Here is a 15,110-nt window from a genome sequence, read left to right on the forward strand (position 1 = left end):
CGGTGAAGGCCCAGGAGGACTCCTGCGTGACGCCGAAGATGTCTTCGGCGCCGTCGGCGTCTTGGCGGACTACCGCTTGGCGGCCTCGATGACCCTCCCGGCGATCTGGGCGGCTTCCCGAGTAGTGTCGGCGCCGCTCGAGAGAATCACGGCCACGGCCAGGGGGCGGCCGCCCGGAGCCTGGGTGTAGGCCATGGCCCAGGTGACCGATGCTGAAGGCACCCACGCGTTCACCGAGCCGCCTACCGCGGACCGCAACTGGTCCGCGGTGTGCTGGGAGACCGCACGCCGACTGGGCTCGGGTGCCTTGGGATCGGCCACCATCCGGGGAGAGACCCAGGCACCGCCGTTGGCGATCGCGCCCATCACCATCGCCATCTGCAAGGGGGTGGCCTTGGTGTCGAAGAGGCCGTTCGCCGTGAGCGCGAGCTGCGCGGCATTTCCCGGCTGCCGGGGCCACTTGCTTTCGAAGGCCCGCACCGGCGTGTCCGTCTTCTCCGTGTTGAAGCCGAAGCTCCCTGCTGTGGCTGCCAGGGCGTCCGCGCCCAGGTCGGTCGCGAGGCGGGCGAAGACGTTCTGGCAGGCGTACTGCAGGGCCGTCCGCAGACTCGCGTCGGTGCAGTGGGCGGGGTCGCCGGAGAACTGCACCGAGCTGTCGGGGACGGTGTGGACGGCCGGGCTGCGCGTCGGTGTGTCCACCGACGCGAGCAGCCCCTTCTCCAGGGCCGCGGCCGCCACGATGATGTGGGCGGCGGAGCCCGGGTTGTGGTCGTCGCGCAGAGCCCGGTTGACGAGGGGCTTGCCGACGTCCGCCTGGAGCTGCTTCCAGGCCTTGTCGTCGGGGGGCGCGTATCCGCTGAAGGTATTGGGGTCGTAGCTGGGAGCGCTGACCAGGGCGGCGATTTCGCCCGTTCGCGCGTCGAGGGCGATCGCGGCGCCGGTACGGCCGCGCAGCGCGTCGAACGCGGTCCGCTGCACCACCGGGTCGATGGTGGTCGCCACGTCCTTCCCCGCGTCGAGGTCCTCCCGCCGCACACTCTCGAGCTGGGTGTCTCCGAACGCCAAGGAGCGGAAGCCGGTGACGGGCGCGTACAGCTCCCCGTCCGTATAGGTCCGCCGGAACGGGAACGTCGCGTGCCCGGAGGGAACCGAACCGGTCACGGGACGGCCGCCCACCAGGATGTCGCCGGGCGCCCCTTCGGGCTTCGGCGCGGGCGGCTTCGCCTCCGCGGTCCCCGCCGCGCCGGAGGGGTTCGCCCTGTTCGCGTCGGGCTGCTCCGAGGAGCACCCCGACAGACCGGCAGACACCAGGGTGAGCAGCGCGACGAGGACGGCGGCACGGGGCCGTGACGGTACAGACATGAGGTCATCTTAGGAACAAGATCACGCACGATCGACCGGTGGCGTTCACGGCGCTCGCCTTCGTCGCACCGCCGTCCGCCGCGGTGGTGCCGCCCACTCACCCGCTGCCCGCGCCCCATGCAAGAGCCGGTCCGCTCTCTCACCCGTGCCTTGGAGCCGTCGCGCATGCACGGCAGGGCGCGGCCGGGCCCGCCTGGGCCGGTGATGGCAACCCGGGATGCAATCCGGGTCCGTCCAGCCGCGATTCACTGCCCTCTCGTACCTGATCGGTGCGGGAAGCTGCGGCCATTGCCGTGCTGGGCCCGCGCCATGTCGGTCGGCTGTCGGTGGGGACAGCGACCTGTCGGCGGGATGTGGGTGGCGTCAGGGACCGTGGGAACCGGGCGTGGCCGGCTGTGAATGTGCGGTCCCGCCCGCCTCCAGACCACTTCGAGCTTCCGGGAGCCCGCCATGCCCTCCGTACCCCAGGTCCCGCACTGGGACGTCCACCGGCTGCCTCGCGCCGAGGGGAGGAGTTTCCTGGTCACTGGCGGCAACGCGGGCATCGGGTATTTCGTCGCCGAGCAGCTCGCCGGCACCGGGGCCATGGTCGTTCTCGGTAGCCGCGACAGGGCGAAGGCCGACGACGCGATCACTTCCATCCGCTCGCGCGTCCCCGGCGCCAAGGTGAAGCACCTGTCCCTGGACCTGGCCGATCTCGCTTCGCTCAAGGCATCCGTGGACGCGCTCGGACTGGATCGCCTCGACGCCGTCGTCCACAACGCCGGCGTGGCGCTCGACCATCCACCGCGCCGTGAAACCACGGCCGGCCACGAGCTGATGCTCGCAACCAACCACCTGGGGCACTTCGCGCTGACCCACCACCTGGCCCCCCTGCTCACGGCAACCCCGGGGAGCCGGATCGTCACGACCGGCAGCTTCGCCGCCAAGTCCGAACGCCTGGACCTCGACGATCTCCAGAGCACGCACGACTACCAGCCCAAGCGCGCCTATGCGCGGTCAAAGCTGGCCCAGATGCTCTTCGCTCTCGAACTCGACCGCCGCCTGCGTGCTGCCGGCAGCACGACGCTGAGCGTGGTCGTTCATCCCGGCGGCGCGCTCGACTCCCTCACGCCTTCGCGCCCGCCATTCCATGTCCGGACCGCCGGCGAGCGGCTGCGCCATCTGCCGCTCGGCCTTCTCGTCCAGGGCAAGGACGCTGCCGCATGGCCCGCTGTTCGGGCCGTACTCGACCCGGGTGTCCGCGGCGGCCAGCTGTGGAGCCCCCGACTGTTCGGGCTGCGCGGTACGCCCAGGATCGAACCCCTCTGGAACCACCTCTCCGACACCACGACCGCGGCACGTCTATGGGCGGCCAGCTGCGACTTGACCGGCACCAACCTCCGGTCTGGAAGCTGAAGTCCCACACGCCGCACCGCACGGCCGGAACGGACCGGGCGCAGGCCCGGCACGGCCCGCGCCCGGTCCGGGCGCGGGCCGGCACACCCTGCGCTGCCCTCCTGACGAGCTATCGAACCGTCCGGGTCAGGTGCCGGCTTCGCAGACGAGCGTCACCGTGAACACCGCCGACGACACACCCGTCTCCGATCCCTGCCGGGGCACCTGGAGTTGGACCTTCACCGAGGGCCGCGGTTCTGCCGGGTTCGCGCGGGCGGGAGCATTGATGACAAATGCCGGGGTCTTGGAGCTCGGGCCGGTGAACTTTATCGTGGGCTCGGACCGCTTCCCAGTGTCCGGGCTCACCCACACGACCCTGATGTCACCGGTTCCCGTGCCTGTGAGCGTGCCCTCGAACGTCACGGGAGTCGGCTGGTTGCACTTGACCGTGGGGGTGTCCGGTTTGGTCGCAACCACGTCGGCATCAGTGATGTTGACGGTCACGGGGGCGGGGGCGTCCGTGCACGGGACGCTGGAGCCGCGACCACCGTTGCGTGGCTTGACGTTGTAGGTCCCATCGCGCAGGTTCTTCACGTTGAGGTTGCCCTGCGGATCGACCCGCGTGTCCGACGCTCTGCCGCCGACGTGGTTGATCGTGATCCTTTGGTTCGCCGCGAAGCCGGTGATCGCCATGTTGACACGGGACGAGGAGCCGGCCACGGCTTTCAGTTGGCATGCCGGGGCGGCAGGGACCTGCACGGCCGAAGGGGCTGCCTGGGCCGCCATCGTCGGGGGCAGGGCCACTGCGGAAGCCAGGAGTGGGGCCAACAGTGCACAACGACGTTGCCGATTCATGCGCTTCCCTCCATGGCAGAGATGCTGCCGGAGTGTGTACGGAATCAGGGATCGGGCCCGCCATGGCGGTTGACGCGAGACGTGTCGCGGCAAGAGGTGCGCGGCCGCCAACCGGTCGGTCCGGGATCAGCGCTCGACGCCGACTGTCCGCGAACGCGGACGGGCTGGCGGGCTGACGGGCCGTCATGACGGCCTGCGGCGGCCCCGCGCCATGGGGCTCTTCTCCGAGAATACCTGCCAGCGCCTGGGGCGGCCCGTCAAGAGCACCCGGGCCAGGTCGAGCCGTGCTCGGACGCCGATCCCCGACCCGCACGGGCGGACACCGAGCCGACCCTGCCCCTCTTTTTTCGCCCGTCGCCGCCGTCCCGACCGGCACCCAGCCCAGGGGGTGCGGACCCGGCCCGACCGCGGTGGGGCCGCCCCACCGTTCACGGAAAGGCTGGTCACGCCGTGCGCGGCGCGGCACAGCGCCGGTCATGTCCGTGCCCCCGCCCCCTGGCGGCACGTACCGAGCTGTCTGTGGGTAGGAGGGTGTCGTGCGGGTCGGCCGCACCTTCACCTTCTTCGGGTTGACCTTGGGCCTGACGGGGCGAACGCCGGCCTTCTAGGGCCGATGCCTCGACGGGCCGGTCGCAGAGATAATCAAACACTAGTTCCATCAACGGGTGAGACCACCGTTTCGCTTCCCCAAACGGACGCCGAGGAAGTCGACCCCGCCGCCGAGGTGGGCGAGGAATCCGGCCCAGACAGGTTTCGAGGGCGGTTCGGGCGTGGGAGATCACCCAGATGCCTCGACGCTGGGGTGGCCGACGGGGTTGCCAGTGGCAAGTCCACCGCGTGCTCGTCCCGCTCCGACCTCACTATCTGGCGGGCTTCCTGGCCACGTACTGGAGCTTGATCGACTTGGCTTCTTCGGGGGTGCCGTTCGCATTGGGGGTCTTGCTGAAGGTCCCGCTGTCGGTCTTCGCCTTGCCGGATCCGAGTCGCTCGGCGGAGCAGATCGCATCGCCCAGGTAGTCGCCGTCCTTGTCGAGGACGTCGTAGACCACGAAGTAATCGGCGTCGTCGGGGCCGTTGTTGGTGATCTGGCAGTCGACCTTGTAGATGGTTTCGCGGCCGTCGTTCGTGAGTCCCTGGCCAAGGATCTTTACGTCGCGCTCGGCGATGCCTCCGGGGAGGGAGCCCTTCTCTACTATCTCTCCGTCTGGTCTGACGGTGCGGCTGGTGCTCTGCGGGGCCGGGAGTGGCGCTGCCATCACGGTTTCCGTGGAGGTCACGGTCACGGTGGGCACCGGAGCCGCTTCCCCGGGACCACTGTCGACTCTCAGGGCGTAGACGATGGCGGCGGAGGCTGCCGTGCAGCTGACGAAGGCAACAGCGGTGGCGGCAATGGCCGTGGGCTTCCACACCCGGGGCACCAGCACGGCGGGCGGCGTCGCCGGCATGGGTGGAACAGTGGCGGTCTCGCCTGCTTCGAGTCTGTCGGGCTGCTCGGACACGAGTCGGGTTCTCCTTCTTGGACGGCAGTGGCTACTTGCAGATGAAGGCTTCGCGGGCCTTGCCTTTGGTCTCGGCGTCGGCGTCGGCGTCGGCGGAGTCCAGGACGGGCTGTCCGGCTGCCGCGTTCTGACCGGCTGCATATCCGCGCTCGTATGGGCTGGGGTCGTCGTCGAATGCTCCGGTGGCGGCTGCTGCGGCGGCTACGACCAGGCCGGTGCAGGCCGCGGCGACGGCGGTGCGAGCGCTGACGCGGCGCTTCGGAGGCGTGGTGACGGTGGGCTGGTAGGTGGGCGGTCCGGGGATCGTCACATGGGTTGTTCCTCGTTGATGTGGGTTGGGCCGGCCGGGGTTCGGTCGGGCACATGGGTGCCGCGTCCGCCGCTCCTTACCGTGAGTAAGCGGGTGGATGCTAACCCGATATCGGCGACACCAGAAGGTCCGTCTCAAACCCCGGGAGGGGTCGGCTGGCACCGCCACGGATCCGGGCGGGCGCACCAGTGCCTGTCCGAAGGGCTGAGGGGGTGCCGGTGCCGGCTCGTTTGGCGGCGTTGCCGGTGGCGGCCAGGGCGCTCAGGGACATGCCGTGGAAGGCGGCGGTGAAGGTGACAATGCCGGTGCGGCCAGTGGCCTTGCGGGGGCCCGTTTCAGCGCGGCTTTCACCGCGTTGGTACCGGTCGGGCCTGGGACATGGCCTCGTACGGGAGGCGGCGCGGGCCCAGGACCGTCTCGTGGAAGCACTTGAGGAAGCCGCGTTTGGCGGTGCCCTGGGTGGGTCGAAGACGGCGGGCCACTGGCGGCAGCAACTGCGTACGTCCTGATCCAGTACTGCTCGCCGGTCTCCTCGTCGGTGAGCTCGGCCTCGCCCTCCACACAGACCACCGCTTCGATGTGGTTGGCGTACCACATCGAGGTCTCCGTCCCGGCGAACATCACCGTCTCGTGCAGCGAGAACCCCACCCGCTCCCGGGCGGTTCGAACGTCACCACTCCGGCGCCCAGCGGTGCCTGTATCGCCCTGAGTCGTGCATAGCGGTCGGGATATACGTCGTCGTCCAACGGGCCCTCGTTGCGGCGGGTGCGTGGGGTTCCCGACTCCGGCATGCGCCCCGGGAGGGTGCCGGTGACGACGTCCCATGCCGGGTGGCATTTTCTCTGGTGAACGGGTTACGCCGTTGGTGTGAGGCAGCCGACGCAGTAATGAGTGGCGGGTCGGATGTGAGCGGGCGTGGATGCCGTCGGCCGGGGGGTGCGGCAACGTGCGACGGCTGCCGGCTCCACCCCAGGGCAGAGCCGCACGGGCACGACCGGCCCGCCCGCCGAAAATCCGGCGGCTCTCCCGCCTGCCCACGGTTACGCTGCCTCGTCGCGAACAGGCTACGGAGGTCCTCCATCATGAGCAGCACAACGTCGTCCTTTCCCGAGCGGATCGAGCTTTCGGGAGAAGGGCTCATCCTGCGGGACTGGTCGGAGGCGGACCTGACGGCGATGCCGGAGCTCTTCGACCACCCCGACATCGCGTACTGGACACCGATCGCCTCCCCCTTCGACGACGCGGCCGCCCGCGCGCGACTGGACCGGGACCGGCAACTGCGGACGGACGGTACGGCCATGCTTCTCGCCATCACCGTCGACGGCGGAGCGCCGCTCGGCGAGGTGATGCTGCGGCGTGCCCCCGAGGGAACCGAGATCGGCTACGCCGTCGGCCCGGCACACCGAGGGCGTGGACTGGCAGCGCGAGCGGTGCGGGTGATGTCCGCCTACGCCTTCGAGGAACTGGAGGCGGATCAGGTGATCCTGGAGCTGGAGGCCGAGAACGCCGCCAGCGTCGCCGTGGCCACCCAGGCCGGCTTTCACCTCCTCAACGTGCCGCTGATCACCGGTGAGGAGAAGGGCCGGCCTTACAAGTTGCAGACGTGGGGGCTTTCCCGCCCCTGACGCACCCCACGGATGCGTCGGCCACCAGGGCCACGACCCCCAGGGCAGGGAAGACGCGGCCTTGACGGCGGCGGTCCAGAGGTGCATGGACGCCGGCCTGGCCCCCGCTGGACGACCAGGTCGCTCGCTTCCTTCGTAAATTCGTAGGCACACCGCCGGCCCCCGGCCGCGAAGAATCGACTGGCGTGGTCGGAGGTCTGGTGTCATCCACGTGGATGAGCTCGGGGCGTGCGCGGGTGTGCGGCAGACCGAAGAACGGTGGCCTTTGTCCGAATTTCATTCATCGTGCATTTATCGCGTGCCAACATGTGATCGTGAGATCAACCCCTGCTGCAGGACACGCACATGAAGGAGTACGTTCTTGACCACTTACCTCAGGCGTAGCGCCGCTTTGCGGAGGTTACTGGCGCTGATCGCGGCCCTGTGCGCAATCTTCGGTACTACCGCGCTCGGTACGACCCCGGCGGCAGCAGCCGATCAGCGCCACCCGATCTACGCCATCGCGCACCGCGTCGACACCCTGGGCGGCGTGGACGCCGCGCTCAAGCACGGCGCGAACAGCATCGAGATAGACGTCTGTGCCTGGTGGAACCCGAACGAATGGCGTGCTTATCACGACTGTTCCTCGGCCGGTGAGAACCGGCTGGGCCCCAGCTTCGACAGCATGATCGACCGCATTCTTTCCCACGCGAACTCAGGACGCCGGCTGGCTCTGGTCTGGCTGGACATCAAGGACCCGAACTACTGCGGAGAGCAGGAGAACCGCGGGTGCAGTGTCGCCGGACTGCGCGACAAGGCGCAGCGGCTGACGGCTGCCGGGATCCAGGTGCTCTACGGGTTCTACGAGTACCACGGCGGCAGCACCCCGGATGTCGGCGGCCGGGGCTGGAAGAGTCTGGAAGGCAGGCTCGGCAGCCTGGAGGGCATCACGACGACCGGAACCCGCGACCAGGTCCGAGGCGCTTTCAACCGGTCCGGTTCGGGATTCCCGGCCGGTCGCCGGGTGATGGACTACGGCGACAGCGACATCACCAAGGGGTTCGGCAACTGCACGGAAGCCACCTATTACACGTGCGCGGAGCTGAAGAAGGGCGCCGGGGACCGTGACGCCGGACAGCTCGCGGCCACGCTGTCCTGGACGACCACCTACAACGATCCGTGGTACGTCGACAAACTCCTGGGTGACGGGCGTGTGGACGGCATCATCGCGGGCTACGGGGCGTTCACCGGAGTGCGCGAGTACGACGACAGCTGGCAGTGCGCCAACGCCATCAGCCTCGTCCGCGACTGGGTGAACCGCCACGGCGGCACCCATCGCATGGCCGCCCCTGGTGACCGTCTGTTCAGGTAGAGCACAGACACCGCCAGCCGCCGCACGCTACGCGAGCCTTGCGTCCCCCAGTCATACCCTGCAGGAGCAGGAAGCCCGCGTCGGCGAGGACCAGTCCCGGAGTCACCTCCTTCGGCGGACAGTCACGGCACACGCCAAGCCCCCTGCCTCAGCGGGCCGACAGGTTGTCGAAGCCCGGGCACGCGAGCGCACCTACCGCCCCACCGAACTGCCCTGGCTGTAGGCACTTCTGACGGAGCCTCGGCCGGAACCATCCCGCCGCACGCGCGGGATCGTGGTCCTCGGCCCGGCCGTACTCGGCATGGGTGTCCTCCGTGGACCACGTACTGGTCAAAGCCGTCGGCGCCGCGCTGGCCGTATGGGCGTCGCGCCGCTGGTGGCGCACTACGGCGCAAACGCCGTCGGACCGGCTTCGCCCTGCGCTCGCGCCGGCGGGGCTGAGCCGCGTGTCCGGCGCGCAGACGTCTTGGCACACGCAAGGGACAGGCCCTCGGCGTATGTCTCCGCATAAGCCTTTGCACACGAGGGCGAGATGTTGTGCGGCCCAGGCTTCGGACATGCGCGTACGGATCAGCGCGGAGGCCAGTGCCGAAGCGGCCGGGGCGGCGTGCTGACCGGCCCGCCTCGGTCCCGGGTACGAGGGCCGCATTCCGCGCCCCGGTCGTCCACGGGGGGCACCAGATGCAACTGGAACGGCATCGCCGGGGTCAGCTGTTGACGCGGGCGCTGGACCGCTGACGGCGTCTTACGAGGCGCCGCGACGGGCAGCCTGGAGCAGGCGGCGGTGGGGGGCGCAGGCCGGGTCGCCGGGGCCGTCGCCGACGGGGCCCGCAGGCAGTTCGCCGCGCCGGCCGGGCCGTCGGGGGGACTGTGGCGGGTCTGCGCGTACCGGCTCCGCGCCGGGGCGGAGCCGGGCGTCGGGGTGCCGGCGGCCCGGGCGCGGTCCTACGACGGGGCAGGAGCGGTGGGAAGCCGTTCGCCGGCCTCCGGCTCGTGCGGTGGTTCGCCGAGCTGGTCGCGCACGTAGTTCCAGATGACGGCGCCGAGTGCGGCCGCCGGTACGGCCAGCAGGCTGCCCACGACCCCGGCCAGGCTGCCGCCCAGCGTGACTGCCAGCAGGACCACCGCCGCGTGGAGACCCAGACCGCGGCTCTGGATCATGGGCTGGAACACGTTGCCTTCGAGCTGCTGCACCACGACGATGATCGCCAGCACGATCAGCGCGTCCGTCAGGCCGTTCGACACCAGCGCGATGAGCACCGCCACCAGACCGGCGAACAGGGCTCCCACGATCGGCACGAACGCGGAGACGAAGGTCAGAACTGCCAGCGGCAGCACCAGGGGTACGCCCACGATCCACAGGCCCAGGCCGATGAACACGGCGTCGAGGAGGCCGACGAAGGCCTGGGACCGGACGAACGACCCCAGGGTCTGCCAGCCGCGCACGGCTACGACCGGGATGTCGGTGGCGAGCCGGCCGGGGAGCTGGCGGGTGAGCCACGGCAGGAAGCGGGGACCGTCCTTGAGGAAGAAGAACATCAGGAAGAGCGCCAGCACGGCGGTGAGCAGACCGTTGAAGACGGTGCTCACTCCCGTGACGACGGTGGAGACCGCGCTGCCGACGCTGTTCTGGAGGCGGGCCATCGCGGCGTCGAAGGCGCCGGAGATCTGGTCGTCGCCGATGTTCAGCGGCGGCCCGGCCGCCCACTCGCGCAGCCGCTGGATGCCCTCGGACACGCCGTCGACCAGATCGCCCGACTGGGAGGCCACGGGCACGGCGATCAGCGCCACGATGCCCGCGGCCACCAGAAGGAACAGCACGGTCACCACGGAGGCGGCCAGAGCGGGCCGCCACCCGCGCCGGCGCAGGAATGCGGCCAGGGGCCAGGTCAGGGTGGTGAGAAAGAGGGCGATTATGAGCGGCCAGACGACCGACCACATCCGGCCCAGAACCCACAGGGCCGCCGCCGCCATGACCAGGACCACCAGCGACTCGGCTGAGACCCGTGCCGTCGTACGGAGTGCGGCAGCGGCTCTTGCGGAGCTCAATGTGTCAGACATGGGGTCACCCTATGCACACTCACTTGCCGCCTGGGCATTGCCGCTGGCGACCGCCGGCCCCCGACGAACCGAGGCGCCCGCAGGCCCGGGCGCGGTGTTCCTCCGCGCGCGCTCCCCCGCACTCGTTTCCCGCCTCTGTGCGCCCCTTTTCAGCCGACCTCGCACGAAGCAGGCTGGTTGCATCCTGCCGCGCCCTCGGGGCAGGGGCCTGTGAGGGGGGCGTATGAGCGGGCGAGCCCGGCGGGGAATCGCTGCTGCGGCGACCGTGGCGGTCGCCGCGGCGGTGAACGTGGCCACGGGAATGCTGACTCAGCACTGGACGGTGGCGTGGTGGGCGGCCGTTGCTGTGCTGGTGGTCGTCGGAGGCGGTGTGCAGGCCTGGCTCACCGTCTCGGAGCAGTCGCGCGGCGCGTCCGCAGTGGCCGCCTCCGGAGCGGGCGCGATCGCCGCCCGCGGATCGGTGGAGGATGCCCGGGCGAAGGTCGTCCTTCGCTCGTCGGGTGGAGCCGGGGAAGGCCCACGGCCCGTCGACGGGGGCGAGGGGGTCAGTGCTTCCGGGGCGGGGGCGATCGCCGCGGGCGGGGACGCCCGTCGTATACGGACCGATGTGACCGACGAGGGACCGTTCACGGCATGAGAAGACGGCGTCGTCGGGAACCCCCTCAGGCCCCTTCGGGGGCGACGGGCGCGTTCGGCCCCGGCTCGGTGTACGCGGGCGGGGATCTCCGAGATGTCATCACCAACGTCTACTTCGGCACTGACCAGGGCTCACCGACCGGCCGCGACCTGCTCGCCCGGCAGCGGATCGCCGCCGAGCGCCAGCGCGCCGCCTACGCGCAGTACTTCCTGCCGAAGGCGCGGTCTTCGGTCGCGGACGACGCCGACACCTGGGACTTCTCAGGACGCCACGAGGCGCTCCGCCGCGTCGTGTCGTGGCTGGCTCGTCACGGAGAGGGCCGGCCGGGGCTGGTCCTCGCCGGTGCCCCCGGATCCGGCAAGACGGCCGTTCTCGGCCTGCTCGCGGCTCTGTCCGACCCCCGCTATCAGTCCCATGTGCCCCGGTCTCTTGTGGGCGTCGATACGGAGACGACTCCTGCGCTCGGCTGCTTCGCCCATGTGGTGTACGCCTCCGGCCTGGAGGCGGAGGAGCTGGCGGATGCCCTGGACCTCGCCAGGCGCGTCGCCCGCGGGCCGGTGAAATCGGTGGCCGGCGGTGTGCTTTCGGAGCAGGCCGGCGACTCCCCCGTCATCACGGTGTTGATCGACGCCGTCGACGAAGCGGCCGACCCACAGCTCCTGGTCGACCTCGTTCTGAAACGGGAGCTTCAGGACGGAAGCGTACGCATGGTGCTCGGCATGCGAACCGAGCTCGCCTCCCAGCTCAGTGATCTCTGCGAGGTTGTTGATCTCGACCACGACTGCGCGGATCCCGAAGCCATGCGGCTCCACGTGGAACACGTCCTGCTTCAGGCGACCGAGACCAGCCCGTTTCGCGGCGCGGCGCCGGAGGTCGTGGCGCGGGTGGTGGCGGCCATCGTTCGCGCGGCCGGATCCTCCTTCCTCGTCGGGCGGCTCTTGGCCCGGATGCTCGCGGCCCGCTCCGCCCTGCCCGACCTCGCATCGGACTGGGAGGGCGAACTCCCCCGGCTGCCCGGGGAGATCCTGGAGCAGGACCTGACCGAGCGGCTCGGCCCTGAGGACGCGCAGCGGGCCCTCGACCTGCTGCGGCCACTGGCCTTCGCCGAAGGGCGGGGCCTGCCGGACGAGGACGTGTGGTCCGGGCTGGCGGGGCGACTGACGGGACGCGCCTACACCTACACGGACCTGCTGTGGCTGCGCGAACACGTAGGGAGCTACGCCGTCAGGTCCTCCGACGGCGGCCAGACCGTCTACCAGCCGTACCATCTGACCCTGTCCGAGCACCTGCGGAACGTCCCGGACCAGCGGGCGGTGCACCGCGCCTTCATCGATTTCCTCCTCAGGCATGCCACCCTGCGGCCCGACGGTACCCGCGACTGGCCCAACGCCCCCTCCTACACCCGCTCCTACCTGGCCACGCACATCGCCAAGGCGGGAGGCCACGACGCCCTGGCGCAGCTGATGCTCGATCCCGGCTACCTGCTGGCCGCGGACCCCTACCGGCTGCTCGGCGCTCTGGCCGGCTACCGTCCCCCGGCGGGATCCGCGGCGAGCGAAGTCCGTACGGCGGTCGACGTCTACCGGCAGGCGGCCGCCGACTTCCGGCGCCTCCCCTTGGAGCTTCGCGCGCCGGCTCTCGACCTGGCGGCCCGCGCTCACGGCGCCCTCACCCTGCTGTCGCGCATGGAGCCGGTTCCCGACACCTCGCCGTGGAAGGCCCGCTGGGTCGATCTGGCGCCGCGTCGCAGCAGCTACACCTTGACCGCCTTGTCCGATCCGGTGTCCCGGCTGACGGTGTTCCGGCATGCGGGCGACCAGTACGTCGCCTGCGCGTCCACGTCGGGCGAGGTGGAGGTGTGGAACCTCGACATGAACCGCCAGGTGCTGAGGATCGACTCCACGGCGGACATGCCGATCACGGGGCTGGACACCGCTGTTCACGACGGCAAGGTCTTTCTGGCCGCGAGCAACACGAACACGGTGTACCTCTGGGAGGTCTTCGGTGGAGGGCGCCTGACCAGGAGCTGGAGGGCAGGCAACGAGATCTCCGACAGCGAGACCACCGCAGTGGCCTTCGTCGACATCGACGGCGCCCTCATCCTGCATGTTTTCGACGACGGCGACGATGTGGAACGCTTCGACGTGGCCGAGCTCAAGCGCCTGCCGATGCTTCGCCTGAGTGAGAACTACGGGTTCAACCGGAACCAGGCGTCCGTGGCGGTGACCACGCTGAACGCGTCTCCCACTGCCGTCATCGGAACCTGGGGCGGTGTCCGCCTCGCTGACCTGCGCACCGGTCGGACGTCCCGGGTCAGCAGCCCCGATACCGGAGGCTTCGTCGCGGGCGTGCGCCTCATCCCGGGAACGCACGACCCGCTCCGGCTCGTGACCGGTGTGAGCAATCACCTCATTCACGAACTCCGTTTTCCCGGGAGCTCGATGACCGTTCGCCGATGCCCGGAGAGCGTGCAGGACGTGGACGTCCGCCTGTACGACGGCAAGGCTTTCGTGCTCGCCGCCTACGATGCCTGTGCCCGACCGCTGGAGGTGTTCTCACTGGCAGGCGACGGTTTCTCGACCTCTGACTTCTACGGTGTCGACGGGCACACGGCGGTCGATCAAGTGCGCGGTGCCGAGTTGCACCACGGCCACTGGGTCATCATCGCCGGAGAGCGTTCGGGCTGTGTGCGCGTCTGGGATTTTCCGGAGTTGCCCTCGTGACCATTTACGAGCGGCCCGAAGCGCCGATCGCCGTCCACGGGTTGGAGCTGGACGGGGAGCGGGTCACGGTCGCTGTACACCTGGGCGGGCTGGTCCGCGTCCGGGACAGCTCCAGCGGACGGATCCTCTTCCGCCACAACCTGCCCGGGCCCCTGTCACACACGGCGTGCACCACTCTGGACAGTGGCGCTCCCACGCTCTTGGCGGTCAGGGGCCTGCAAGTCCTCGCCCATGATCTCCGGACCGACACGACCTCGGTGATCGGCGCGTCCCCCGAGCGCATCACCGCCCTGGCCGCCGGGCGCCCTGGCGGTCTCGTCGTGGTGGCCATCGGGGACAGCGAGGGCTCCGTGTGCATCTTCACTCCGGGGGAAGACGGCTCGTGGTCCGGTGACTTCACTCACGCGCACCGGCGGCGGGTGGTCTGGCTTTCCCTCGGTCTCGTTTCCGGCAGGCCGGCAGTCATCAGCTGCTCGACCAACGCGACGGTGTCGGTCACCCCCGTCGGCCCCGGATCGGCCACCTTCTGGGCGGTCGACTGGAATCCCGATCATCAGGCCTGCGCCTGGACGTACCACGGGGCGAAGTTGCCGTACGACCACGATGCGGTGCTGGAGAAGTGGTCTCGGCATCCGGCCAACCGCCGTCGCTCAAGCGCGCGCATCCTGTTGGACAAACGTGCCCGGCAGGTCCGCAAGTGCGAGGTCGTCGAGACCGGAGGTATGACGGTCGTCCTCGTCGCCGGTGAGCACCGGTCCCACAGCGTCCTGGCCGCCGGAAACCTGCCGACCGCGGGGAACCTCAGCCGGGCCTTGCCGGCCCTGCCGGTGAGGGGGAGTCTCGCGGCTGTCCTGCCGGTAGCCGGCGGGGCGCGCCTGGCATTCGTACGGGGAACCACGGTCCACACCGGACTGCTGGAGTGGATCACTCGGCGGGGCCTGCCCCGCCTGGGTTCGTACCCGCTGGCTCTCAGCCTTCTCTATCTGTTCTTCCCCGCGTACGTCTACCAGGAATTGGCCTCGGCCGCACTCGTGTACGGCCTGCACTGTGGGATCCACTACCGGCGCTCCCGCCTCAGCGTACGAGGAATCCGCTTGCGCTATCTCGCCGAGATCGACCTGCACAGCGAGGTCATCGATGTCGACTTCGAGGGCCCGGAGGGGCTGGTGGTCCTCACCCAGCAGGGCATCGCCGCCTTTCAGCTCGCGGGGGGAATGTCGTCAGCGGTGCGCGGCGGCGCCGCACGTCCGGGTGGTGGGTCCCCGCCCGGGGGCTTCTCGGCGTGAGGGGCGCGCGGGCCGCGAGAGTTG

General features: G+C 70.1%; 11 protein-coding genes and 2 pseudogenes. 6 read left to right on the forward strand and 7 right to left on the reverse strand.

Translation table 11 applies throughout. The features are described 5' to 3' along the window. Positions 1–69 precede the first annotated feature (69 nt). Positions 70–1,362, reverse strand: coding sequence for a penicillin-binding transpeptidase domain-containing protein (locus ACZ4TG_RS00100; protein WP_468158942.1), 1,293 nt, complete (start codon positions 1,360–1,362; stop codon positions 70–72). A 450-nt stretch (positions 1,363–1,812) separates the two neighbouring features. Here ACZ4TG_RS00100 and ACZ4TG_RS00105 point away from each other — a divergent pair, with 450 nt between their 5' ends. Next, positions 1,813–2,760: an SDR family NAD(P)-dependent oxidoreductase gene (locus ACZ4TG_RS00105; RefSeq protein ID WP_468158943.1), complete on the forward strand. Its 948-nt coding sequence runs from the start codon at positions 1,813–1,815 to the stop codon at positions 2,758–2,760. A gap of 126 nt (positions 2,761–2,886) precedes the next feature. Here ACZ4TG_RS00105 and ACZ4TG_RS00110 read toward each other — a convergent pair whose 3' ends face one another. The 5 genes and pseudogenes from ACZ4TG_RS00110 to ACZ4TG_RS00130 form a co-directional block, all read right to left on the reverse strand. After that, the gene (locus ACZ4TG_RS00110; RefSeq protein WP_468158945.1) at positions 2,887–3,432 is read right to left on the reverse strand and encodes a hypothetical protein; all 546 of its coding nucleotides are present in this window, start codon (positions 3,430–3,432) and stop codon (positions 2,887–2,889) included. Between the two features lie 1,022 nt (positions 3,433–4,454). Continuing rightward, positions 4,455–5,093, reverse strand: a complete 639-nt coding sequence (locus ACZ4TG_RS00115; protein WP_468158946.1) for a hypothetical protein — start codon at positions 5,091–5,093, stop codon at positions 4,455–4,457. A 31-nt stretch (positions 5,094–5,124) separates the two neighbouring features. Next, entirely contained in the window at positions 5,125–5,403 is a 279-nt protein-coding gene (locus ACZ4TG_RS00120) for a hypothetical protein (RefSeq protein ID WP_468158947.1), read from the reverse strand. Positions 5,404–5,581: 178 nt separating this feature from the next. Continuing rightward, positions 5,582–5,855: pseudogene (locus ACZ4TG_RS00125) on the reverse strand (aminotransferase class III-fold pyridoxal phosphate-dependent enzyme); the annotation flags it as partial. 55 nt (positions 5,856–5,910) lie between these two features. Further along, positions 5,911–6,063: pseudogene (locus ACZ4TG_RS00130) on the reverse strand (ectoine synthase); the annotation flags it as partial. 422 nt (positions 6,064–6,485) lie between these two features. Here ACZ4TG_RS00130 and ACZ4TG_RS00135 point away from each other — a divergent pair. Together ACZ4TG_RS00135 and ACZ4TG_RS00140 are read left to right on the forward strand one after the other, a co-directional pair. Continuing rightward, on the forward strand, positions 6,486–7,028 hold the full coding sequence (locus tag ACZ4TG_RS00135) for a GNAT family N-acetyltransferase (RefSeq protein WP_468158948.1): 543 nt from the start codon (positions 6,486–6,488) through the stop codon (positions 7,026–7,028). 361 nt (positions 7,029–7,389) lie between these two features. Continuing rightward, positions 7,390–8,379 carry a PI-PLC domain-containing protein gene (locus tag ACZ4TG_RS00140; RefSeq protein WP_468158950.1) on the forward strand — a complete coding sequence of 330 codons (990 nt, stop codon included), beginning with the start codon at positions 7,390–7,392 and terminating at the stop codon, positions 8,377–8,379. 945 nt (positions 8,380–9,324) lie between these two features. On the opposite strand, the gene ACZ4TG_RS00145 is transcribed toward ACZ4TG_RS00140, so the two are convergent. After that, a complete protein-coding gene (locus tag ACZ4TG_RS00145; protein ID WP_468158951.1) occupies positions 9,325–10,440 on the reverse strand; it encodes an AI-2E family transporter in 1,116 nt (371 codons plus the stop codon). A 223-nt stretch (positions 10,441–10,663) separates the two neighbouring features. On the opposite strand from ACZ4TG_RS00145, the gene ACZ4TG_RS00150 reads away from it, so the two are divergent. The 3 genes from ACZ4TG_RS00150 to ACZ4TG_RS00160 are packed head-to-tail and all read left to right on the forward strand — an operon-like array spanning position 10,664 to position 15,086. Next, on the forward strand, positions 10,664–11,077 hold the full coding sequence (locus ACZ4TG_RS00150) for a hypothetical protein (protein ID WP_468158953.1): 414 nt from the start codon (positions 10,664–10,666) through the stop codon (positions 11,075–11,077). Beyond that, positions 11,074–13,800 (forward strand): hypothetical protein, encoded by a 2,727-nt coding sequence (locus ACZ4TG_RS00155; protein ID WP_468158954.1) that lies wholly within the window; start codon positions 11,074–11,076, stop codon positions 13,798–13,800. Before ACZ4TG_RS00150 ends, ACZ4TG_RS00155 begins: the two co-directional genes overlap by 4 nt. Beyond that, complete coding sequence (locus ACZ4TG_RS00160) at positions 13,797–15,086, forward strand: hypothetical protein (protein WP_468158955.1); 1,290 nt, start codon at positions 13,797–13,799, stop codon at positions 15,084–15,086. The genes ACZ4TG_RS00155 and ACZ4TG_RS00160 overlap by 4 nt, the downstream gene beginning before the upstream one ends. Positions 15,087–15,110 lie beyond the last annotated feature (24 nt).

This window comes from Streptomyces sp. NPDC028314 (assembly GCF_055565795.1).

Bases quoted from the DNA above. Each gene is read 5' to 3' on its own strand.
- ACZ4TG_RS00135 (WP_468158948.1), top strand. From the start codon at position 6,486: ATGAGCAGCACAACGTCGTCCTTTCCCGAGCGGATCGAGCTTTCGGGA.
- ACZ4TG_RS00100 (WP_468158942.1), bottom strand. From the start codon at position 1,362: ATGTCTGTACCGTCACGGCCCCGTGCCGCCGTCCTCGTCGCGCTGCTC.
- ACZ4TG_RS00155 (WP_468158954.1), top strand. From the start codon at position 11,074: ATGAGAAGACGGCGTCGTCGGGAACCCCCTCAGGCCCCTTCGGGGGCG.
- ACZ4TG_RS00145 (WP_468158951.1), bottom strand. From the start codon at position 10,440: ATGTCTGACACATTGAGCTCCGCAAGAGCCGCTGCCGCACTCCGTACG.
- ACZ4TG_RS00105 (WP_468158943.1), top strand. From the start codon at position 1,813: ATGCCCTCCGTACCCCAGGTCCCGCACTGGGACGTCCACCGGCTGCCT.
- ACZ4TG_RS00150 (WP_468158953.1), top strand. From the start codon at position 10,664: ATGAGCGGGCGAGCCCGGCGGGGAATCGCTGCTGCGGCGACCGTGGCG.
- ACZ4TG_RS00110 (WP_468158945.1), bottom strand. From the start codon at position 3,432: ATGGCGATCACCGGCTTCGCGGCGAACCAAAGGATCACGATCAACCAC.